Below are 22683 nucleotides of genomic sequence, written 5' to 3'. Positions count from 1 at the left end.
TCTTATAGTAATCCGCTCAAATTATCTACCTCTTGTGATTAAGATTCTGCTTTTTGAGCGCCATAAAACAGATTTTTTCTGGAAAAAAGTAACCCCCTATCTACTATATATAGAATGATTTCATTTTTACGTTCCAAATATAGGTCGAATATTTAGAGTATTTCGACAAAAAAATCTGTATATTTATTTTCAAATGTACCACTATTTGCAGACAAAAACGACAAAAATGTAGCTCAATCCTGCTATAGTACAGACAGGTCGAACTACATTTTTATAATCGTTTATATCTCTATTTACTTGGAAGCGATCGGTACTTTGGTCGATAATGTTTGGAATGTTTTGAGATAAGTAGCAACTTGAGGTTGGATTTTTTTGAAATATTTCAAATTCGCTTGATTTTCTACTTTTTTTGTAGCATTATTTTCAGGGAAAATGGAGTATTCTTTATCTATTTTTCCTTTACGATACTGAATTTGAACCAACTTTCCGGTAGCCCAGTATTCAGCTAGATTCTGGTTATCTCCATAAATCTGCAACGAGGTATCTTTATCTTTGTAATTAAAACTAAACGGAGGATCTGCTAATGCTTGAGTAACAGTATAACCGGTTTGAAAAATATCATTTTCATATTGACCTTGTTGGATCAAATTCGCTTCTGTCTGACCGGCTTTATTTTTAATAATTTGTCTGACTTCGCCCAGACCATTGCGTTGATCTTTGCTCCATTCGCCTTTGTAAGTAACGACAAATGTCCGTCCTTTGACTGTATATTTGTTGACGTATTTTCCTGTACCTTGACGGATTCCATCGACCCATTGCCCAGCGTAAGATTTGGAATCGCCCCAGCGAATCGTACCTGTCCCATTCGGCTTTCCATTTTCCACCTGCCCGTAGTAAGAAGCACGTCCTGAAAGCTGAATAGATTCTTTCTCCGTAGCCGCATATGTTGTTGGCACAAATAGTCCTATCGAAGTTGCAATCATCATTGAAGTTAACATGATCTTTGTATATGTATGTAATCGTGTTGCCATTGCGTTATCCCCTTTCGCGTCTCTAATGATAGAAAAAAAGAAAACCATACATATTCGTCTGTACGATTTTCTTCTTTCTCAAGCAAGTGACCTTTATGCTATTTTATACCCTGAACAAGTCATTTATAATCTAGCCAATTAGATATCTTCACCAGTCAGACGATTAAGAAACTGCTTAGCACGATCGCTTTGTGGGTTGTTGAGTACATCTTTGGGATGTCCTTGTTCTATAATATATCCGCCGTCCATCAGAAGCACATGGTCAGCCACATCTGCGGCAAATTTCATTTCATGGGTGACAATCACCATTGTTCTGCCTTCGATCGCTAATTGCTTGATAACTTTAAGCACTTCACTAACCAATTCAGGATCAAGTGCAGATGTAGGCTCATCAAAAAGCAGTACATCAGGCTCAACAGCCATCGCACGCGCAATACCGACACGTTGTTGTTGTCCACCGGATAATTGATGTGGATATGAATTGCCGCGGTCGCCTAAGCCTACTTTGGTAAGTAATTCCTGGCTGGACTTGCGAGCTTCTTCTTTACTTTTTTTCTGTACGGTAATTTGAGCTTCCATTACGTTCTCGATCACTGTTTTATGAGGAAACAGATTGTACGATTGAAAAACCATCCCTGTCCGTTTGCGAAGTTCGGTCACTTCTTTGCTAGACACTTTACGACCTTTTTGAAAATCTAATGAACGATCGCTTAACTTGATGGTTCCTTGATCTGGAGTCTCTAATAGATTCATACAGCGAAGTAATGTCGTTTTACCTGAACCGGATGGCCCAATAATCACCAGCACTTTTCCTTTGTCTAAGCTTACATCGATACCTTTAAGTACTTCCAATGCACCGAATGACTTGTGCAAATTACGAATCTCAATCATCATCGGCTAATCTCTCCTTTACTTCTTCAATGGCTACCCTGTATGATAGTTAGTCCGCTGACGAGCGACCTAATCTTTTTTCTAATTTATTTTGGAAAAACGATAAAATTGAAGTGAATACAAGATATATCACTGCTGCTTCGGAATATACTAACAAATATTCATACGTAGTTGCTACGATTTCTTCAGACTTACGAAATAATTCTACATAAGTAACTGTTCCTGCTAGAGATGTATCTTTTACCAAGCTAATAAATGAATTAGATAATGGTGGTAAGGATACACGTGCTGCTTGAGGAAGAATAATTCGGCGTAACGCTTGTCCACGCGTCATTCCTAGAGAATAAGCTGCTTCCCATTGACCTTTATGAATCGATTGAATCGCTGCGCGTACAATCTCAGAACCATATGCCCCTACACTTAAGGAGAAACCTATCAATGCTGCTGGAAAAGGATCTAACTCAATCCCGATCGTAGGCAATCCGTAAAAAATGATCGCTAACTGCACAATTAAAGGAGTTCCACGTATAATCCAAATATAAAAACGTGCAATAAAATCTAAAATTTTCACACCGGATAATCGAGCTAAAGCTGTTAATACAGCTAAAATCAAACCAATAATAAATGAAAAAATAGCTAATGGAATCGTGAATCGTATCCCTGCTTCAAGCATAGGCCAAAAAGAATTCACAAGTATCTCTATTTGACGATCGTCCATATTCTAACATCCTTTATTTCAACAATTTGGATTTGTACAACATATACACTGAGTACATATCTTAGAAAGGCTTACAACGAACAAATATCTTGACGAGTATTTATTCGTCAAGATATCGTTATCGTTGCATATATACAAAATCAAACTAAACGTATTATTTAGATACATCTTCTCCAAAATATTTCTCAGAGATTTTCAAATAAGTTCCGTCATCTACCATATCTTTTAACGCTTTATTTACAGCTTGAACCAAATCTTCTCCGCCTTTATTGAAAATAGCTCCACTTTGCGAAGCATTTGCTTCTTCAGCTACAACTTTGATCGGTGCATCTGGTTGTTGTTTTTTCAAATCAAGATAAGATAAGTTGTCGTTAATTGTAGCTTGAGCACGATTGGAAGTTAACAATCCTATCGCTTGTGTAAAGCCGTCTACTGAAACGATTTCTGCTCCATTGTCTTTAGCAATTTGTGCAAGGTTACTTGTTAAAGATTGAGCCGATTTTTTACCTTTTAAGTCAGCAAACGATTTAATATCTGTATTATCATCACGTACAATTAATACTGCTTTAGAAGCGATGTATGGATCAGAGAATAAAAATGTTTTTTGACGTTCTTCAGTAATACCTACTTCATTAAAAACGGTATCAAAACGTTTGGATTCCAAACCACCGAGTAAGCTATCCCAAGCTGCTTCAGTAAATTCAGGTTCTACACCAAGACGTTTGCTTACTTCTGTTGCGATGTCTACATCAAAACCAGTCAATTTACCACTTGCATCATGAAATGTAAACGGCGCATACGTTCCTTCTGTACCGATACGTAGTTTACCGCTTGCTTTGACAGACTCTAATGTAGCTACTTTCCCAGAAGAAGCTGTATTGTCTGTTGTAGCCGCTCCTGATGTATCTGTACTGCCTGTCGTTGCTGTATTAGAACTGTTACCACATGCTGCAAGAACAAGCATGGTCAGTATCATAACCAGTGTAAAAGAACCCCATTTTTTCATTTAAAAAGACCCCTCTCAGATGTTGGTGAGTACGCTTATCGTTGGTGATTCACTACTTATTAATAACGTACTGCAAATTGTATAGTACACTGTCTTTCAACCCACGTCAACTCTTTTTCCGATAAAAATACTTGGTTTTATTAAATGGGATATAATTCCGCCATATTTCTTACCCTTTATACGTTGATTTGAATACTATTGCGATCTTTTAAGACCATCTATACACTGCAAAATACACATAAAAAAGCATCTTGCTATTGTCAAAGATTGAACATGTGCTGTGTTCAGTTCTATGAGCAAGATGCTTTTGGTATATCATCATTTTGAAATATCCAGTTCATCAAAAGTTCTGCTTTAATTGATCAAATTGATGGCGTATTCGATCTCGTACATCATCTGACCCATTTTTGAAATAAGCCTGACGCTGGTTATTCATTCTTTGTCTAGCTTCACGTTGCAATTCACGTTCTACTTCATACGATTGATCAATCTCTGCTTCTACATCGATCACATCATAGCGACAAACGAATTGAGAACCTAATTGACTCAATACGTAGTTGAATACGCTTACATTATTTTCTTGTACAATACTGATCAAAGCCATTTGTCCTTCATCCAGTGAATAAAGTGTAGATTGAATCAGTCCCATCTCTTGTTCTGCTACTTCGTGGGTAAATGGCATACTAATAATCGAATCAATACTACGTTCCAATAACACACCCAAAGGCCCTGCAAAAATACCGATCATTGATCCTAACAAGCCACCTGTCGTCCATTCCCCTGCAAGCGATCCCTGTGTACCAAATCCATCCCAAAATACGACTTTGCCTTTCTCGCGTGCTACAATAGCAGCTTCCAGTACAGCATATCCTTCGGTGATGCGACTATGCCGAAGTGTAGATAACGCTCGATAGGCTTTACACTCATCTGTAAAAATAACGGACACTACATTTTCCATAGGACACCCACTTTCTTTTGCTTATCAAGTTGTAAACGTTCTCAATTATAGTGAAATAGCTAGAGTTAGAAGTTGGAATAGAGATCGTCAAAGTATCGTTTCTTTTATATTATTCTATTTTACCATGAAAGCAACTTATTTTATTGTGAAATAGTAAGAATAACGATAAATTGAAATATATTTCATTTTTAGTATATTATTTAATATAAAGGAGGGAATACAATGTTACAAGGTGTAGGTATATACGGGCTTATTTTATCGATTATTGTATTGATTGCTTTTGTGCTTGCGGTACGTTGGTTAGTTGCGAAGGTATTTCGAAAAAGCTCTTAGTCGATTAGCTTGATCATTATAAGATACGTAGTTTACATATTCGATAGATAAGAACGGAGTGAACAAAAATGACACAACCTCATCATCCATCTGCTGACTCAAGATCGACCGTAGAAGTGAACCCTGATTCTTCTTTTAATAGTGTGACCGAGTACAATCATACGATTCTAGGTGTTCCCCGTACTGGAAATATCGAAAATATTTCCGATATGCCTGCTCCTATACGTTGGTTTGGCTATATTGCTTTTGGCGCTATTGCTGTAGGCGGTGTAGCTATTCTGGCTATTGGATTATTGATGTAGTGTTAGAATATATTCATATGTGTTCTTTGATAGAGAATAGCATATTGATTATATTCATTTAGAGTTACGTCTAATTGTTGCGATTTGTCTAACACACGATCATCTGAGAAACCATACATTTCAGCTAATTGATGCATCTCTTGACGTTGTTGTTCTATTTTCTGTAGGCATTGGTGTAAGTTCAAGGTGCCACTCTACTCCCTCTCATTTTTTTAATGTATACATGATCTCTCTGGTCTTGTGTTATTTCGTTTTTTTTAAAATGCAATCTATAGTAGGCATATGACAATCGATTATTCTTTTTTCTATATACTTTATATCGAGCCATTTCGGTCGCTATGTGAATAGTTCCGAAGTCCACTTTATTCGACATTATAATCAGAACTTCGATTAACTTCGTATCCTTAAACCCCAAAAACCCCCGACTATAGTGAACGCAATGTTCAATAGTCGAGGGTTTTATTTATGTTACGCTATTCGGAAAGTATATCTATTATTCAGTAACTGTTCCGTATACCAATGTTGGAGCGTCTGCATGATCTGCGATACGAATACTTTCGTATAGTTTTTTCAATACATCGTCTACATTTTCACGATTGGCATGGATCGTTACCAAAGAGTCGCCCACTTTAACAGCGTCGCCTACTTTTTTGTTTAACATTAGACCTACAGCAAGATCGATTTCGGATTCTTTTGTTGCACGACCAGCGCCTAACAACATTGCTGCTGTACCGATCTCATCTGCTACCAATTCAGCAACAAATCCATCTTCTTTAGCAGGTACTTCGATCAAGAATTTCGCTTGTGGCAAACGTTCTGGTTGATCGACAACAGATGCATCTCCACCTTGGCTTGCAAGGAATAATTTGAATTTCTCCAACGCTTTACCGTTAGCGATAACTTCTTTCAATTTTTCTCTTGCTTCGTCAAGTGAACTTGCTTTACCTGCAAGGTATACCATTTGGCTTCCAAGTGCCAAGCACAATTCTTCCAAATCCGCAGGGCCTTCACCTTTTAGTGTATCGATTGCTTCTTTCACTTCCAGAGAGTTACCGATTGCTAGACCTAGTGGTTGGCTCATATCAGAAATAACAGCCATTGTTTTACGTCCTACGTTGTTACCGATACTTACCATTGCATGAGCCAATTCTTTCGCATCTTCTGCTGTTTTCATAAATGCGCCAGCACCTGTTTTAACATCCAATACGATAGCGTCTGATCCAGCAGCGATTTTTTTACTCATAATAGAACTTGCAATCAATGGAATCGAGTTCACTGTTGCTGTTACATCACGCAAACCGTATAGCTTTTTATCAGCAGGTGTTAAGTTACCACTTTGTCCGATAACAGCGATTTTGTTTTCATTCACTAATTTGATAAATTCTTCGTTGGTGATTTCTACGTGGAAACCTTCTACTGCTTCTAATTTATCGACTGTACCACCAGTGTGACCTAGACCACGACCGGACATTTTAGCAACTGGAATATCCAACGCTGCTACAAGAGGAGCCAATACCAATGTTGTTGTATCGCCTACGCCGCCTGTGGAGTGCTTATCGACTTTGATACCTTCGATAGCAGATAGATCGATCGTATCACCAGAGTTCACCATAGCCATTGTCAGGTCTGCACGTTCGCGTTCAGTCATGTCTTTGAAAAAGACAGCCATTGCAAATGCACTCATTTGGTAATCTGGAATTTCGTCATGTGTGTAGCCATTAATAATAAAGTTAATTTCTTCTGTTGTTAGTTCTTTACCATCACGTTTTTTTTCAATAAGGTCTACCATTCTCATAATTATTCTAGCTCCTTGTACGTTTTATTTTTGGAAAGAGATTGCTGCGTCTAAAGCAACTTCCATCATTTCGTTAAATGTCGATTGTCTTTCTTCAGACGTTGTTTCTTCCCCTGTTAGCAAGTGATCACTTACTGTCAGAATCGTCAAAGCATTCACACCGAACTTCGCTGCTAATGTGTACAATGCGCTTGTTTCCATTTCAACGCCTAGTACGCCGTATTGCATCAATAATCCTGTTACTGTTTTGTCGTCGCGGTAGAATGAATCTGAACTGAATACGTTACCGACATGCAAGTTCAAACCTTTTTCTACACCACGATCATAAGCAGCTTTGAGTAAAGGGAAACTAGCTACAGGTGAGAAATCGTATCCGCCGAAAATATGACGGTTCATACTGGAATCTGTACAACATGCTTGTGCCAAAATAACGTCACGAACACGTACATTTTCTTGCATTCCACCACATGTACCGACACGGATCAAGTTTTTAACGCCGTATTCGCTGATCAATTCGTTGACATAGATGCTGATGGATGGCAAGCCCATTCCTGTACCTTGTACAGAGATACGGTTGCCTTTGTATGTTCCTGTAAATCCAAGCATACCGCGCACCTGGTTATAGCAGACAACATCTTCAAGATACGTATCTGCAATGTATTTAGCACGTAATGGATCGCCTGGTAGAAGGATCGTTTCAGCGATTTCGCCAGCTTTTGCTTCAATATGAACGCTCATTTTATAAAAACCTCCAAGTGTGTTTTTAGATGGTGTTTGCTTGGGTGTACCGCTACGGCTAAGGGATTGGGTTCCGCTCTCTGGTAAGGATAGATATCTTGAAAGACTGCTGGTGCAGTCGATATCTATCCTTACGAGGAGAGACTACACTCCAATCACTTAGCCTTCGCTCTGTGCGGATGCAATAGTATACCAAACAAAAAGATTGGGGGTCAGCGCTGGGGACTCGCTTGACCGGGAAAATGAAATTATTAAATATTTAACAGTAAGAATAAGTTTTTTATAGAAATGGGTTTAGGTTATCGTTCAACCTTAGGATTTCTATAATCTCTAGCATTTCTTAACAACTTAATCCATGTTTTGATATTACTTGAGATCAGACAGGAAGCTTGTTCCGTATTCTGGGCTTTTTACACCAAAGTTTTCGGCTACTGTAGCAGCGATGTCTGAGAATGTTGTGCGTAATGGCAATTCTTTACCACCGTTAGCAAAACGTTTGGAATAGACAAGTAATGGTACATATTCACGAGTATGATCTGTTCCTGTGTAGGTTGGATCGTTACCATGATCGGCTGTAATGATCAATAGATCATCTTCTTCCATACCTGCAAATACTTCTGGTAAGCGAGCATCGTATTCTTCCAGTGCGTCAGCATATCCTTTAGGATCGCGGCGGTGCCCGAATAGTGCATCGAAGTCAACCAGATTCAAGAAACTTAGTCCGTGGAAAGGCTTCGCTAGAACGTTTACCAGTTGATCCATACCGTCCATATTGGACTTGGTGCGAATCGATTCTGTTACACCTTCGCCATCGTAGATATCAGCAATTTTGCCGATAGCGATAACATCTAGACCTGCATCTTGCAAAGCGTTCATTGTCGTCGGTTGGAACGGTTTGAGTGCATAGTCATGACGATTAGATGTGCGTTGGAAGTTACCGACTTCGCCGATAAATGGACGAGCGATAATGCGTCCCAACATGTACGGATCTTCAAGTGTGATCTCACGACAGAACTCACAGATTTCATACAATTCTTTTAAAGGAACTACATCTTCATGTGCTGCAATCTGCAATACTGAATCTGCGGAAGTATAGATGATTAATGCGCCTGTTTTCACATGTTCTTCGCCTAGCTCATCCATAATTTCAGTTCCACTTGCAGGTTTGTTACCAATGACTTTACGACCTGTTTTTTCTTCAATACGCTGAATCAATTCATCCGGGAATCCGTCTGGAAATACACGAAAAGGTGTATCGATATACAAGCCCATGATCTCCCAGTGTCCTGTCATCGTATCTTTACCGCGGGATGCTTCTTGCATTTTAGTGTAATAAGCAAGCGGTTGATCGGCTACAGGTACTCCTTGAATTTCGCTGATATTTGATAATCCTAGACTTGCCATATGTGGCATGTTGAGACCGCCATTTTCACGTGCAATATGTCCGAATGTATCAACATCAACATCTCCAAATTCAGCCGCATCCGGTGCTTCTCCGATACCTACTGAATCCATAACTACTAGATGAATACGTTTAAATTCGCTCATTTGTATTACCCCTTTCAACTTTGTACAGATTCTATTGTGCTCGTTGCTCATATACAATGCCATATCCAAAATGCGCAGTAGAGCATTTGGCTGCTATCATGCTTATGCAAAAATAGTGTACCAAATGCTCTATGTTATACCTATATCTGCTTTTTGAAAAGTCGGTTCATGATATGAAGATGTAACATTGCTCCTCTAATTATAAACCAAACTGTATTGATGGTAACAACTGTAGAGACATCTTACTTATTTTAAGAACAAACCTGTAATTGTAGCAGAAAGCACACTTACCAGTGTAGCACCATATAATAGTTTCAGTCCAAAACGAGCTACCACGTTACCTTGTTTCTCGTGTAGACCTTTCACAGCACCAGCAATAATACCGATTGAAGAGAAGTTAGCGAAAGATACTAAGAATACAGAAACGATACCTAGTGTACGTGAGCTAAGTTCTGTGTGTTTTACAAGATCTAGCATCGCTACGAATTCATTCGATACCAGTTTGGTTGCCATAATACTACCTGCTGTTACTGCTTCACTCCAAGGCACACCCATCATGAATGCAAATGGTGAGAAGATATAACCTAGAATTTGTTGGAACGTAATACCGAAGATTAATCCGAATACACCATTAATCATACCGATCAAAGCAACAAATCCGATCAACATAGCAGCTACAATAATCGCAACTTTGAATCCATCTAGAATATATTCGCCCAACATTTCGAAGAAGGATTGTTTCTCTTCTTCTTGGACTTCTAAAATATCTTCTTCTGGAGTTACAACGTAAGGGTTGATGATAGAAGCAATAATGAAACCACCGAATAAGTTAAGCACTAATGCAGTTACAACATATTCAGGTTTAAGCATTTGCATATATGCACCTACGATAGACATCGATACGGTAGACATTGCAGATGCACAAAGTGTATACAGACGGTTTTTAGGAAGTGCACCGATTTGTTTTTTTACAGAGATAAATACTTCAGATTGACCTAAGATCGCAGATGCAACCGCATTGTATGATTCAAGTCTACCCATACCATTCACTTTACTTAATACAAGACCAATGTATTTGATAATAAACGGTAGAATTTTGAAGTATTGCAGAATACCGATCAATGCTGAGATAAATACGATAGGCATCAATACGCCTAAGAAGAACGGTGAAGAACCTTCATTAGCGATACCACCAAATACAAAGCTAATACCTTCACCAGCATACTCTAATAAATGTGTAAATACTGCGGCAAATCCTCCGATAATCCATGTACCTACTACAGTATTTAGAAGTAAGAAAGCTAAAATAGCTTGCAGTACAATCATGACAATTAATGGACGATAACGGATACCTTTTTTATTGTTACTCCCCAAATAAGCTAACGCAAACACCACAAGAATACCTAAAATTGCGATAATATAACTCATAAATAATTAGCTCCCATTCTGCACTCTGCTTCATAATCATAACCACTTATTTAAAATCTTTTGAAACAACTTGAAATAATCAGAAATTATACATTAAGCGCTTACATTATTCGTAAAAAAGAACAAATCCTTGCGGATATATTCTTTTTTTGGATTATTCAGCAGGCTGACTGTGATCCATATCATGTGCCTGGAAATATCCTGGTAACATTTGAGATATAGTCCACTCGGTAACGTCACCTTTAAGGTTAGTCAGGTATACTTTCGTATTCTCATCACTGAATTCAGCAATGACTTGACGACAAGCACCACAAGGAGAGACCGGACCTTCTGTATCCGCTACGATTGCAATCGCTTCGATCTTGCGTTGACCTTCAGACGCAGCTTTGAAAATAGCGGTACGCTCTGCACAATTGGTAAGACCATAAGAAGCATTTTCTACATTACATCCCCCGTAGACTTTGCCATCTGCCAGCAGAGCAGCACCTACTTGAAACTTGGAATAAGGTACATACGCATTTTTACGTGCTTCGATTGCTGCTTGAATCAATTGATCTTTCATGGATAGGTCTCTCCTCTAACGGATAAGATATTAAATTGCCAAACGCTTAGTAAGATATTTTGCTTTGCAAAAATCATTTTTGATTCTAATAGAAGAAGTCGCGTTTATAATGCCAAACGCTTAGTAAGAAGAAGTTCCTTCTTCGCCTTCAACGATTTTGACACCAGAGCTTGCACCGATGCGTGTTGCACCTGCTTCAACCATGTTGTTCAAGTCTTGAAGGTTACGTACGCCACCGGATGCTTTTACGCCAACATCAGGTCCTACTGTTTTGCGCATCAACGCTACGTCTGCTGGTGTTGCTCCACCTGTAGAGAAACCTGTTGATGTTTTCACGAAATCTGCTCCAGCTTTAACAGACAATTCAGAAGCACGAACTTTTTCTTCGTCTGTCAGCAAGCAAGTTTCGATAATTACTTTAACTAAAGCTTTACCTTTAGCAGCATCGACAACAGCTTGGATATCACGTTGCACTAGCTCATTGTTACCATCTTTCAATGCGCCGATGTTGATAACCATATCTACTTCTGTAGCACCATTTGCTATTGCATTGCTAGCTTCAAAAGCTTTTACTTCTGGAGTAGTTGCTCCTAAAGGGAATCCGATTACTGTACATACTTTGACAGGGCTACCTTTTAATTGTTCTGCACAATAAGCTACCCATGTTGGGTTAACACATACAGATGCGAACTCATATTTTCTAGCTTCTTCTGTCAATTTAGTCACTTCTGCTTGTGTAGCATCCGCTTTCAATAACGTATGGTCGATCAATTTTGCCAAATTCATATTTTTAAGCTCCTTTGAGTAAATTAGATAGGAAACATAGTAGTAAATCGCTTCAATATCCACATCATAACACCAACATGAACATATGTAAAATTATTTTTGAAATTATGTTCAGACACAATTTGATGATCCCGTAAACATTCTTTCGCTGATTGCATTACTCTGTCCGCTAGCCGCATATCAGTGTAACAGGAAAGTAGGATTGATGCTATTTTTTCGTTATAATACGATATCATATATCTTTTTTTATGAAAGGAAGATTAGATGACTGACTGGACACGTTTTGCATGGAATACGCTTAGTAGCGAGCAACGACTTCAATGGTTGCAAGAATTGCTCACCCGTCTTCCAGAAGGATTTGCGTTGGAAAAGATCCAATCCTTTGACAGATATGGACAACAGATCGAAACGGGGATTTTTTCATATCAACAATCGGAGTTTGTTTTTGTACCTGGCGATAAAGTTACACTCGGCTGGAATGATGTTCATGTATCATGGGATCAACCTACGTTAGAGGACTTGGAACGTGGATTAGAGGAAATAGAGCTAACATTAAAAGAAGCTACACCGATGATAGCCAAGCAAATGTCTCCTATACGAACAGCACATATTCCATCGTTATTGGTAGAATGCCATACTCATTCTGTAGGCTGGCAAGAATATACTTTACACGAACTTGATCCTGTAGAAGATCAAGAGATTATAGATGCTCTTTCTACGTTTTCACTTTCCAATTACAGCAGTTATGAAATGGATCAAGATTATCGCTTTGTACGAGATGGACAACAGATCCGTATTTATTTATTTGAAGAAACCGAAGATGCACATGAATGGCAAAGTCTTTCTCTAGAACATCCGTTTACGATTCTGACTGAAGATGAATGGGAATATGTATATGGTGGTGGAGTCAGAACATTATTTCCCTGGGGAGATCACTTTGACTACACCATGAATGTCAAACATTTCGGCAATCTCAATCAAGCTGAACATAACCTCTCTGATAAAGACTCTGCACTTCCTTACGACTTGGAACAACCGAACGGATTTGGCATTTGTTTTCTTGGTGATCCTTATGAAGCAGAATTAACAATTACCGCAGATGGCGAGGTCATCGATAAAGGAAGTGACGGCGGTAGTGGTATCTGTGGCGGTGTCGGTACGTTATTAGGTTACTTACCTGTAGCAACGTATTACCGTAATCCTTATCAAGATCAATTGGAGTGGAATGAGCGTATCAGTTCTATGCATTATCGACGCATTATCCGTTTGTAAAAATAATTCTCTGACCAGCTTACTCACAACCCATGTATTACAAATATATCTATACCAAAAACCCCGTTCGCTTTGAGAGCTAACGGGGTTTGATTGGTTATTTGGAAATAGCAGGCCGAGTAATTATGCGAGATTGTACATAATATAAAACAATAATCACAACTGCCAGCAATGCTTGTATGGAGAAAATATTGCTGAATACATAGCCATCTGTATATATCGCCAAAGGATTCAAATGAACCGAGCCATGATTAGCTTCTATCATTTTACCAATAATACTGGTAGCTGTAGCGCCTGCGATAAAGTTCAACAATGAGAATAATCCCATCCCGACACCGACTTGATCTTTGGTCAATGTGCGTGAGATGGTGTTAGACATCGCTATCTGCATAAAGGTCTGTCCGACATTACCGAAAATGAGAATAAACAGTACAATATACGGAGAAATCCCGACCACGATCGATAAGGATACAAAACAAATAAAGATCAATGTTGTCGCAATATACACCAGTAATGGATTTCCTTTACGATCTGCTAATTTTCCGCCTTGACGACCTAGAAATGCTGAACAGATAGCCGCCGGGAACATTATCAATCCGATCATTGCTGGAGATAGTCCATTTAATGCACTTAGAAATTGTGGCGTTACATATGGTAAGCCAAAGCTAAGACCTGTCGCCAAAAAAGCAATTAATAATCCAAAAGAATATTGCTTATTGCTAAACAACTTGGGCTGGATAAAAGGCTCTGCTGCTGTACGTATACGAATAATAAATAAGATCAGTAAAATGACTCCAATAACCGCAAACAACCAATTTCCTTGTGAAATCGATAATAGTAACATCGCTACTGTTCCACTTAATAATAATCCACCGATAAAATCGATCTTTTGCGCTTCGCCTCGATAATCATCTAGATATTTACGGAAAAATGGTAAAGCGATCAAAGGGAAAAGAGATAACAAAAATAAAAAGCGCCAGCTTCCAAAGCTTGTAATTAGACCTGCAACAATCGGTGCGATCGCTGTTCCGAGAGATAAACCAATCGCTGTTGTACCCAGTGCCCTACCCCTTTTTTCTGGAGAAAAATAACGTACAGGCACAATCATGGCTGTTGCTGGAATCACAGCAGCTCCGGCGGCTTGTAAAACACGTCCAACCACCATCATCCAAAATTCAGTTGCGACTAATCCGACCACCGATCCTAATGCAAAAAAGATCAGTCCGAACGTTAATAAATCTTTTAGCCGATATTTATCAGCAAGCTTACCATATACTACCGAACCTACAGCGTACACAATCATATAACCGGTCAATAACCAGGTCACATCTGCGGCTCCAATATGAAATTCTTTACTAATTGTAGGCATTACTACATTGAACATAGAAGCATTCATTACCGAAAATACTAATGTAAATGCGAGTACACGCATTAATTTATCCCCATTAGGATAGACTCGTTCTTGTTGTGTAGACACTTATACTGTCATCCTCTCTACTCCTACCATTACTGCTTATCTTTCATTTGATTGATACACATCGATTAATTTTTGCAATAACACTTTAAGCTGGTCTAACTCTTGATCTGTAAATGTATGAGTGGAACGACTTTTCACTTCATTAACGGCTTGTTGAGCTTGAATATGCTTTTGCTGACCTGCCGGAGTGAGCGTTATCTGCTTCATACGAGCATCATTCGGATGAGAGTTGCGTACAATCCAGCCTCTTTTTTCGATACCATTCACCAGACTAGTTACACTGGATTTCTCTATCAATAATTGATGTTCTAGCTCATGATTGGTAATACCGGGTTGGGTCGCTATTTCATGTAAAGCCTGACTTTGCTGTGAAGTCATATCCAAAGATCGTAAAGACTGCTCGATCTGACGTTTAATCGTTATATATGTCTTTTTGATTAATGGCGTAGGACTATTCAAAGCAGCTCGTGCATATTGTTGATGTTGTTCACTATCTTTTGAACTCAATAATGTCTCCTTCTCTCTTAGTTCGAATTCGAACTAATTTTATTTCAAAATAAAATTATTGTCAATACAAGTTTGGTGATTGTATTTTCCGTCTGATGTTATAACAAGCACACAAAAACAGCCTTTTGAAAAGAAGTCAAAGGCTGTTAGTAGATAATAAGTATTATTTTGTGTTTTATGTTAATAATGCTTGAGCTGTAAATTGATCTGTCACCAAAATGTTAGCGTATTTGCCAATTAGCGCGGCTTCAATAGCTTCAATTTTGCGTTGACCGCCAGCGACCAGTATTGATTTCTCTTTTTTCCGCAAATCCACCAGATCTATTCCTACGGTACGATCATTGATTGCAGGACTACAGATATTGCCTTCTTTATCAAAAAAGCGAGAGCAAATATCGCCAGCACCTGTTTGTTGTAACAATCGCTGTTCTTCTTCATTAAAATAACCAAGTCTGAATAGAAGCGCATCTTCTTTCACTGTACCTACTGTAAAAACAGCGATATTCGCTTGTCTACCTAATTCAATAATACGCTGAATATGACGATCTTCATCCACCATTTTTTTAAGCTCGATACTATCGAAAATAACAGGTAATGGTAAATAACGAGCAATCGTATGATAAGCCTCTGCAAACAGGTTAACAGTCTCTGCGGCGTATGTGTTTACATGCGAGTGACTGACCCCACCTTTGAGCTGTACCACTTCTACTCCGCGTACTTGTTTCTGTTCCAGATGTTCTGCTACTGCGTGCATGGTTGTGCCCCATGTGACTCCAATAATATCTGTATCTTTGACGGTATCATATAAATAATCTGCTGCACGTTTGCTAATATGCTTTTGGATTTCTTTATACTCATTAATCGGTGAGTAACAGACATGTACTGTATCTAAGCTGTAGCGTTTTTTCAATTGTTCTCCGAGTGCATCCAAATCTTCTAAAGGATCTACAATATCTATGCGCACATAACCTTTTTCTTTAGCATACTGGAGCAATCTAGATACCGTTGGCCTAGATACACCTAGCTTCGTCGCTATTTCTTGTTGACTATAATCAGAAAGGTAATACAACCTTGCTGTTTCTATACTCAAACGCTGTTTGTCATTATCCACGCTTTTATCATCCCACATCTCTATCAGAATCTAGTTGAACAGTTCAAAGCATCTCATTTCACATATTATACATTTTTTATACATTTTTTAAAAATATATTTCAAAAACGTGTCTAATCATCTTTTCTTCTCACTTTCCAGTTGTTAACAGCTTTGTATACTTCCTTTATATTTGGAGCGACTTCTTATTTACCAATGGTTGGTTATGATTTCCTTATTAGGAGACGTTTGCTTTTGACAATATAGGGTATGGATTAGTAGGGCCTTTTATTTCAACAATTTGGTTATATAGCCATTGTTGAACATTTTATAAAAGGGCTACAAATAGAATAATACTGGAGGTAAGATAATGTTCACACGTCTTGACCAAATCATGATTGAAATTCCCGATGTCAAAAAACCAGATCCTAATGCAGCGGCAGCTGTACAAGAATTGCTAGGTGGTAAATTCGGTGAAATGTCGACTTTGAACAACTATCTATTCCAATCTTTTAACTTCCGTAACAAATCCAAGTTAAAGCCTTTTTATGACTTGGTAACCAGTATTACAGCAGAAGAATTGGGCCACGTTGAATTAGTTGCTCATGGTATTAACAAAATTTTAGCAGGTTCTAGCTTACCAGGTGAACCTGATTCCACACCGCTTGATCCGCTTAAAGATGTTCGTCTCAGCTATCATCATTTAGCAGGCGCACAAGGCGCAATGCCTCGTGATTCGATGGGTCGTCCTTGGACAGGTGATAATGTATTTAACAGCGGTAATCTTGTAGAAGATTTGTTGCATAACTTCTTCTTAGAGTGCGGCGCAAGAACACATAAAATGAAAGTCTATGAAACAACTGACCATCCAGCGGCACGCGAAGTTGTTGGTTTCCTTCTTGTACGTGGCGGTGTACACGTTGTTGCTTACGCTAAAGCCCTTGAAATTGCAACAGGCGTAAATGTGACCAAACTTGTACCTGTTCCTTCATTAAGCAATAAGTCGTTTAATGAAGCACGTAAATACGAGGAAAAAGGCGTTCATACTCGTCTGTATACACATAGCACAGAGGACTTCAAAGCTATTGATCAGATCTGGAAAGGAACGCATCCAGAAGATGGTTTGCCACTTGAAGTGATTCATGGATTCCCTCAAGGTGTGCCTGTTCCCGAGTATCCTCCATTGGATGAAGAGTTCGCTCCAGGGATTTCTCAAGAAGATTTTAAAGAAATTGCGAAGCGTCTCAAAATGGCTGGTAATATTACAGACTAAAGCAGAAAAGGCTGGTTTCCAGCCTTTTTTTACATAATTCATTTTCTAAATAGAGCGAATAACACGTAGGATTTTTAGTTATTTATTTATTAAATTTTGAACATATGGTTTCGATTGCTAAACAATGGTTAATAAATAGACGAGAAGAGATTGCTGAATAAATCTTCTAAGTGCTTGTTGTAACACAAATGTTATGAATCAAGTGATTTAGTGTAGTTATTCAACTATCTTAAAAAAGACATTCAATTATTAGGAGGCGACAACAATGGGTTGGTTATGGGCATTAATCGTAGGTGGTATTATTGGTTGGATCGCAGGTATGATCGTAGGACGTGACGTTCCAGGCGGTATTATTGGTAACATCATCGCAGGTTTCATCGGTGGTTGGTTAGGTAACATGTTGCTTGGTACTTGGGGTCCTGAAATCGGTGGATTCTTTATTATTCAAGCGATTATCGGTGCAGTGATCGTAATTGCTATCGTGAGTGCTATCATGCGTTCTTCTAGAAGATCACGCGGTTAACACAAAACATACTTAACTTGAATATCATATTCAATTAAAAGCCTGTTCCTTTGGAGCAGGCTTTTTTTATGATTTTGGAAATAATTCAATCGCACACTGGAAAATCGGTTAATACTATGTAACAACATAGAAGATGTAGCAAGGGATGGGGGATATGTATTTGTATTCGTTTTGGGACAATATCGTTGCGTGGTATTACAATATCCGCTGGATAGATTTTTTGGTATCAGTCGTTATACTTATTATTTTTCTCGCTTTTCGCAAATTATTTACCCGTTATTTATTTACTTTTGTTTTACGGCGATTTGATAGTCATCTCGCGATGCTTCGCTGGTTACAGGCTTTTGAACGACCGTTACAAGCTTTTTTTACACTGATCGGAACGTATTTAGCTTTACGTTATTTTATGCACGAACAATGGACATTTATTATCGGGATTGATCGGATTTATCGAAGTATCGGGATTATTTTGTTAGGCTGGGGAATTTATAATGTATCTGCCTCCTCTTCGATCATGCTTGAAGGCATGAGTAAGCGATTTGGATTAGATGCTACCAGTATGATTATTCCTTTTTTATCTAAAGTACTGCGTGTGATCGTGGTAGTGCTTGTTATAACAATTGTTGGTGGTGAATGGGGATTCAGTATCAACGGCGTTGTCGCGGGCATGGGACTGGGTAGTCTGGCTGTGGCTCTTGCGGCTCAGGAGACATTAAGTAATGTAATTGCCGGAATTATTATTATTTTGGAAAGGCCTTTCTCAAAAGGCGATTGGATCTCTACACCGGATATTGAAGGGATCGTCGAAGATATTACATTCCGTAGTTCCAAAATCCGTACATTTACCGATGCACTGGTGATTGTACCGAATTCCAAATTAGCAGCACAGCCGATTACAAATGGTAGCCAGATGGGCAAACGTAAAATTTCTTTTCCATTACGTGTTGCTCTGGATTCTAATCGTGATGCTTTATCAAGAGTCGTGTCACGTATCCAATCTCAGCTAGAAACGGATGATAATGTCGTAGATGATTCAGCAATGGTCAAATTTAATGAATTTAATGAAAGTAGTCTGGGTATCTTAGTACAATGCTTTACCAAAACAGCCGCCTGGGGCGAAAATTTAGAATACCGTCAATATCTTAATTTGATGATTCTGGATATATTAGAGGAAGAAAAAGTAAAATTAGCTTATCCAACACAACGTATCGTCATGCAGGAAGCCGAAGCTACTTCATAATATATACAATCAGATCATGATACTTATCAAATGATAACTACACAGCAAAACCACCTGTCTGGTGCACAAAGCTAGACAGGTGGTTTTGGTTATAGATTGTATACGTGTTATAACAGCAACTAGACTGATTTGCGAAGAGGCAACCATTCCAGTACACGCTGAATTTTGGTATCCCAGTATCCCCATTCATGCTCTCCTGGCTCTTCTTCATACGTTAATTGCAATCCAAGCCCTTTCACATGATCACGAAAACGAATATTATGGTCATACAAAAAATCTTCTGTTCCACAGCATTGATATAATTGCGGAGCTTCTTTATCGGTAGCTGAAGCTAATTGCTCTGCTAAATGAAATAAATCATTGTCAGAACCACGTAATTCTTCTACGGTTCCAAAAATACGTTCCAATTCTTGTGTATATGCTACATCACCACGTTCAAATAAAGCACACGCATCCGTAGCACCCGACAGACTTGCTGCTGCTGCATAACGATCAGGTAAGCGTAAACCTAGCTTGAGCGCTCCGTACCCGCCCATTGATAGACCTGCTACAAACCGATCTTCACGACGATCAGATAGCGGGAAAAACGATTCTGCGAGCTGTGGTAATTCTTCACTGACAAACTTGAAGTAATCGCCACCTTGCTTCATATCTGTATAAAAACTACGATGCGCCGCTGGCATAACAACAGCAATGCCATACTCTGCTGCATAACGCTCAATCGATGTCCGTCGTAACCAGATCGAATGATCATCAGAAAGACCATGTAATAAATATAATGTAGGATGCTTCCCTCCGGTGACTTTACCTTCCATCCCGATCTGAGAACGAGTTGCCTGCGGTAAAATAACATTCATTGTTGATGAAAGCCCTAGCACTTCTGAATAAAAATCACATTGAATCAAAGCCATTATGATATCCTCCTCGAACTTATGCTTATGTGTCATTTGTTGAGACATCTATTCTTCTGTTCTATCATACCTTTTTTTATTAATGAAAGCGATATCATCATTGAATAAAGAAAAGCAAACAAAAAAAGTAACCGTTGGTGATTACATTCACCGGGTTACTTTTGCAGGTGTTCTATGGTATGCATAACGGTAAGCATGTATTCATAAAGAAACATGCTTAATATGTATATATTTTATGTTATAGGATTTGGATTAAGCACGAGTTTTAACAGGAATTCGTGTAGAACTCAATTGGGCATTCAAGATGTCTTGAAAGCTTTTAGGTGTTTCTTTGTCTACAGCTTTTTGAACGGTTGCGTTAGATTGCTGTCTGAAGTGGTTGTGGTTGTATGGTGTCATGTGATGGATACTCATATTCATTTGCTTCACGCTTCCTTTCGTTCATCGAATTTGTTTGTTTTTGTTTTGTATCTTGTAATGTGTATATACCCCTGCTTTTTGAGAATGAAAACATAAATAACACATATTTTAGTATATTTTTGGTAATTGATTCTATAGACCCTGATCCAAGTTCAAAAGGGTTATGTTAACCAGGATTGCATTTGTCGGATGCTGTAGAAAACAAATTCTAAAGTCCTACAATCGACAATATGAATTTATTTACATATTTTAACTGTTTTTATATTCCTAAAATTAATTTATTTAATTTTAACTATCTTTTTGCAACTTATTTCAAATTGATTGCGTCTGTAACGATAAGCAAGCCAAATTAGGCTAATAACTTATTGAGGTGATAAATGATGAAAAACAAACAAAAATGGATGACCGTAGTAGCTGCTTCTGTATTAACATTATCATTAAGTGCTCCCACATTTGCCGCGAGTGGAGATTTTACAGATATCAGTAAAGTTCCTGGACATGAAAAGATTGAATCGTTAAAAGATCGTGGATTTATTAACGGAGTTACTGGAGATCAATTCAAACCTAATCAAACCATCAATTCTGCACAAGGCGTGCAAATGATCGTCAATAGTTTCCAATTAAGTCTTGCTGCTTTTACATTTATTAAAGCTCCAGAAGCAAAAGATTCATATGATAATGTAAAAGATGATGTATGGTATTCAGATGCTTTTATTATTGCCAAGCTTAACGGAGTAGATATTCCTGAAAATGTGAATCCTGCCGCTAAAATGACCAAAGAACAATTTACAACATTTATGATGCAAGCGATGGAAAAAGCAGGTAATCTGCCAATGATCAATATTAAGCCTGTTGATATCAAAGACGATAGCAAAATCAATCCTTCGTATCAGGGAGCGATTCAGCGTTCATTAGCACTGAATATTAACACGTTAGATAGCAAAGGCAACTTTGATCCGAAAAGCGATGTTACCCGCGCAGAAGCAGCCGTTATGATCTATAATGCACTCGAATATATGAGTAAAATCAAAACGCCTGTTGTTGATCCAATACCTGAACCATCTCCAGCTCCTTCTCCATCCGACGATAGTTTGGATAAATAAAAGTCATTTTTACCTGCTGGTAAATATTCTGTTGAGCTCATTTGCCAATCTACTAGGTCAATCACGCTTGATGATTGATCCGAATAAAAACACAAAGAGTCTATCCCTATCACAATATAGGAATAGACTCTTTTGTTGTGGTAATATATGCTAATTTATCATCAATATCTGTTATCTACCTTCTAGTTTTTAGGCTATGCTTCATGATTCCATTCTTCACGTAAAATGCCCATACGAATCGAATCATAATAGACTCCATTATACAATCGACATTTACGTAGACGAGCTTCCATCGTCATACCTAATTTGTAAGCGACTGCGATCATCCGTTCATTACCTGACCAGGTGGTTAATCCTACACGTACCAATGGCATTGCTGTAAATAAATGATCGATCCATAGCGTTAATGCTCTGGTACCGTATCCTCCACTCCAGTAAGCAGGATCATGAATAACAATTCCTATTTCTAACCATAGTGAAGGTTCATGCTCCCAATAGTAACTCACAATACCAATAATTTGTTGCTTCACTTCTATCACCCAGAAGCTTGGACTGTTGATGATACTATTGCGATCTTTCCAGTATTGTTCATACGGAATCTGTACATGTTCATAATAAGGAGCATCCCACTTTTTCCATTCTGGAGATACTTCGCTATACATCAATTCCCATAGCTTTGGAATATCGGCTTCTGTTATTGAGCGAATACGTAATTCTTGATCACTATGCACAATAGGACTCCATCTCCTTCAAACTTACTTGGTCAATCATC

At 38.4% G+C, this 22683-nt stretch carries 24 protein-coding genes; 6 read left to right on the top strand and 18 right to left on the bottom strand.

Annotation, left to right across the window (positions count from 1 at the left end; all coding sequences use genetic code 11):
* Positions 1 to 293: 293 nt before the first annotated feature.
* The 5 genes from ACFSGI_RS04940 to ACFSGI_RS04920 form a co-directional block, all read right to left on the bottom strand.
* Positions 294 to 1031 (bottom strand): MORN repeat-containing protein, encoded by a 738-nt coding sequence (locus tag ACFSGI_RS04940; protein WP_204823071.1) that lies wholly within the window; start codon positions 1029 to 1031, stop codon positions 294 to 296.
* Positions 1032 to 1169: 138 nt separating this feature from the next.
* On the bottom strand, positions 1170 to 1922 hold the full coding sequence (locus tag ACFSGI_RS04935) for an amino acid ABC transporter ATP-binding protein (protein WP_204824910.1): 753 nt from the start codon (positions 1920 to 1922) through the stop codon (positions 1170 to 1172).
* A 49-nt stretch (positions 1923 to 1971) separates the two neighbouring features.
* On the bottom strand, positions 1972 to 2640 hold the full coding sequence (locus ACFSGI_RS04930; protein ID WP_204823070.1) for an amino acid ABC transporter permease: 669 nt from the start codon (positions 2638 to 2640) through the stop codon (positions 1972 to 1974).
* 154 nt (positions 2641 to 2794) lie between these two features.
* Positions 2795 to 3646 (bottom strand): amino acid ABC transporter substrate-binding protein, encoded by an 852-nt coding sequence (locus ACFSGI_RS04925; RefSeq protein WP_204823065.1) that lies wholly within the window; start codon positions 3644 to 3646, stop codon positions 2795 to 2797.
* A gap of 340 nt (positions 3647 to 3986) precedes the next feature.
* Positions 3987 to 4604 carry a hypothetical protein gene (locus ACFSGI_RS04920; RefSeq protein WP_204823064.1) on the bottom strand — a complete coding sequence of 206 codons (618 nt, stop codon included), beginning with the start codon at positions 4602 to 4604 and terminating at the stop codon, positions 3987 to 3989.
* Between the two features lie 401 nt (positions 4605 to 5005).
* On the opposite strand from ACFSGI_RS04920, the gene ACFSGI_RS04915 reads away from it, so the two are divergent.
* Positions 5006 to 5239 carry a hypothetical protein gene (locus tag ACFSGI_RS04915; RefSeq protein ID WP_204823063.1) on the top strand — a complete coding sequence of 78 codons (234 nt, stop codon included), beginning with the start codon at positions 5006 to 5008 and terminating at the stop codon, positions 5237 to 5239.
* A 2-nt stretch (positions 5240 to 5241) separates the two neighbouring features.
* On the opposite strand, the gene ACFSGI_RS04910 is transcribed toward ACFSGI_RS04915, so the two are convergent.
* The 7 genes from ACFSGI_RS04910 to deoC form a co-directional block, all read right to left on the bottom strand.
* A complete protein-coding gene (locus ACFSGI_RS04910) occupies positions 5242 to 5424 on the bottom strand; it encodes a Spo0E family sporulation regulatory protein-aspartic acid phosphatase (RefSeq protein ID WP_204823062.1) in 183 nt (60 codons plus the stop codon).
* Between the two features lie 308 nt (positions 5425 to 5732).
* Positions 5733 to 7034 (bottom strand): pyrimidine-nucleoside phosphorylase, encoded by a 1302-nt coding sequence (locus tag ACFSGI_RS04905; protein WP_204823061.1) that lies wholly within the window; start codon positions 7032 to 7034, stop codon positions 5733 to 5735.
* 24 nt (positions 7035 to 7058) lie between these two features.
* Complete coding sequence (gene deoD / locus ACFSGI_RS04900) at positions 7059 to 7772, bottom strand: purine-nucleoside phosphorylase (protein WP_069329260.1); 714 nt, start codon at positions 7770 to 7772, stop codon at positions 7059 to 7061.
* A gap of 366 nt (positions 7773 to 8138) precedes the next feature.
* Positions 8139 to 9320, bottom strand: a complete 1182-nt coding sequence (deoB, locus tag ACFSGI_RS04895; RefSeq protein WP_204823060.1) for a phosphopentomutase — start codon at positions 9318 to 9320, stop codon at positions 8139 to 8141.
* Positions 9321 to 9566: 246 nt separating this feature from the next.
* A complete protein-coding gene (locus tag ACFSGI_RS04890; protein WP_204823059.1) occupies positions 9567 to 10748 on the bottom strand; it encodes a NupC/NupG family nucleoside CNT transporter in 1182 nt (393 codons plus the stop codon).
* 154 nt (positions 10749 to 10902) lie between these two features.
* Positions 10903 to 11310, bottom strand: coding sequence for a cytidine deaminase (locus tag ACFSGI_RS04885; protein ID WP_204823058.1), 408 nt, complete (start codon positions 11308 to 11310; stop codon positions 10903 to 10905).
* 120 nt (positions 11311 to 11430) lie between these two features.
* Positions 11431 to 12096, bottom strand: a complete 666-nt coding sequence (gene deoC / locus ACFSGI_RS04880; RefSeq protein ID WP_069329256.1) for a deoxyribose-phosphate aldolase — start codon at positions 12094 to 12096, stop codon at positions 11431 to 11433.
* Positions 12097 to 12360: 264 nt separating this feature from the next.
* On the opposite strand from deoC, the gene ACFSGI_RS04875 reads away from it, so the two are divergent.
* Positions 12361 to 13368 (top strand): formylglycine-generating enzyme family protein, encoded by a 1008-nt coding sequence (locus ACFSGI_RS04875; RefSeq protein WP_204823057.1) that lies wholly within the window; start codon positions 12361 to 12363, stop codon positions 13366 to 13368.
* 97 nt (positions 13369 to 13465) lie between these two features.
* On the opposite strand, the gene ACFSGI_RS04870 is transcribed toward ACFSGI_RS04875, so the two are convergent.
* The 3 genes from ACFSGI_RS04870 to ACFSGI_RS04860 form a co-directional block, all read right to left on the bottom strand.
* Positions 13466 to 14800 carry an MFS transporter gene (locus tag ACFSGI_RS04870; protein ID WP_204824909.1) on the bottom strand — a complete coding sequence of 445 codons (1335 nt, stop codon included), beginning with the start codon at positions 14798 to 14800 and terminating at the stop codon, positions 13466 to 13468.
* Between the two features lie 81 nt (positions 14801 to 14881).
* Positions 14882 to 15352: a MarR family winged helix-turn-helix transcriptional regulator gene (locus tag ACFSGI_RS04865; protein WP_379282582.1), complete on the bottom strand. Its 471-nt coding sequence runs from the start codon at positions 15350 to 15352 to the stop codon at positions 14882 to 14884.
* A 175-nt stretch (positions 15353 to 15527) separates the two neighbouring features.
* Positions 15528 to 16463: a sugar-binding transcriptional regulator gene (locus ACFSGI_RS04860; protein WP_204823056.1), complete on the bottom strand. Its 936-nt coding sequence runs from the start codon at positions 16461 to 16463 to the stop codon at positions 15528 to 15530.
* Between the two features lie 348 nt (positions 16464 to 16811).
* Here ACFSGI_RS04860 and ACFSGI_RS04855 point away from each other — a divergent pair, with 348 nt between their 5' ends.
* From ACFSGI_RS04855 to ACFSGI_RS04845, 3 genes are all read left to right on the top strand, one after another.
* A complete protein-coding gene (locus ACFSGI_RS04855; protein ID WP_204823055.1) occupies positions 16812 to 17714 on the top strand; it encodes a manganese catalase family protein in 903 nt (300 codons plus the stop codon).
* A 265-nt stretch (positions 17715 to 17979) separates the two neighbouring features.
* Positions 17980 to 18237 (top strand): GlsB/YeaQ/YmgE family stress response membrane protein, encoded by a 258-nt coding sequence (locus tag ACFSGI_RS04850; RefSeq protein WP_069329254.1) that lies wholly within the window; start codon positions 17980 to 17982, stop codon positions 18235 to 18237.
* Between the two features lie 160 nt (positions 18238 to 18397).
* A complete protein-coding gene (locus ACFSGI_RS04845) occupies positions 18398 to 19477 on the top strand; it encodes a mechanosensitive ion channel family protein (RefSeq protein WP_379282578.1) in 1080 nt (359 codons plus the stop codon).
* A 119-nt stretch (positions 19478 to 19596) separates the two neighbouring features.
* Here the strand turns inward: ACFSGI_RS04845 and ACFSGI_RS04840 are convergent, their stop codons facing one another.
* Both ACFSGI_RS04840 and ACFSGI_RS04835 read right to left on the bottom strand, forming a co-directional pair.
* Positions 19597 to 20388 (bottom strand): alpha/beta hydrolase, encoded by a 792-nt coding sequence (locus tag ACFSGI_RS04840; RefSeq protein WP_204823053.1) that lies wholly within the window; start codon positions 20386 to 20388, stop codon positions 19597 to 19599.
* 252 nt (positions 20389 to 20640) lie between these two features.
* Complete coding sequence (locus ACFSGI_RS04835; RefSeq protein ID WP_274172105.1) at positions 20641 to 20787, bottom strand: hypothetical protein; 147 nt, start codon at positions 20785 to 20787, stop codon at positions 20641 to 20643.
* A 401-nt stretch (positions 20788 to 21188) separates the two neighbouring features.
* Between ACFSGI_RS04835 and ACFSGI_RS04830 the strand changes: the two genes are divergently transcribed.
* Entirely contained in the window at positions 21189 to 21911 is a 723-nt protein-coding gene (locus ACFSGI_RS04830) for an S-layer homology domain-containing protein (protein ID WP_204823052.1), read from the top strand.
* A gap of 194 nt (positions 21912 to 22105) precedes the next feature.
* On the opposite strand, the gene ACFSGI_RS04825 is transcribed toward ACFSGI_RS04830, so the two are convergent.
* Entirely contained in the window at positions 22106 to 22642 is a 537-nt protein-coding gene (locus ACFSGI_RS04825) for a GNAT family N-acetyltransferase (protein WP_204823051.1), read from the bottom strand.
* Positions 22643 to 22683: the final 41 nt, after the last annotated feature.

This window comes from Paenibacillus nicotianae (genome assembly GCF_042681745.1).
In the GTDB taxonomy this organism is placed as follows: Bacteria; Bacillota; Bacilli; order Paenibacillales; family Paenibacillaceae; genus Saccharibacillus; species Saccharibacillus nicotianae.
This window is presented reverse-complemented; position numbering and strand designations above follow the sequence as displayed.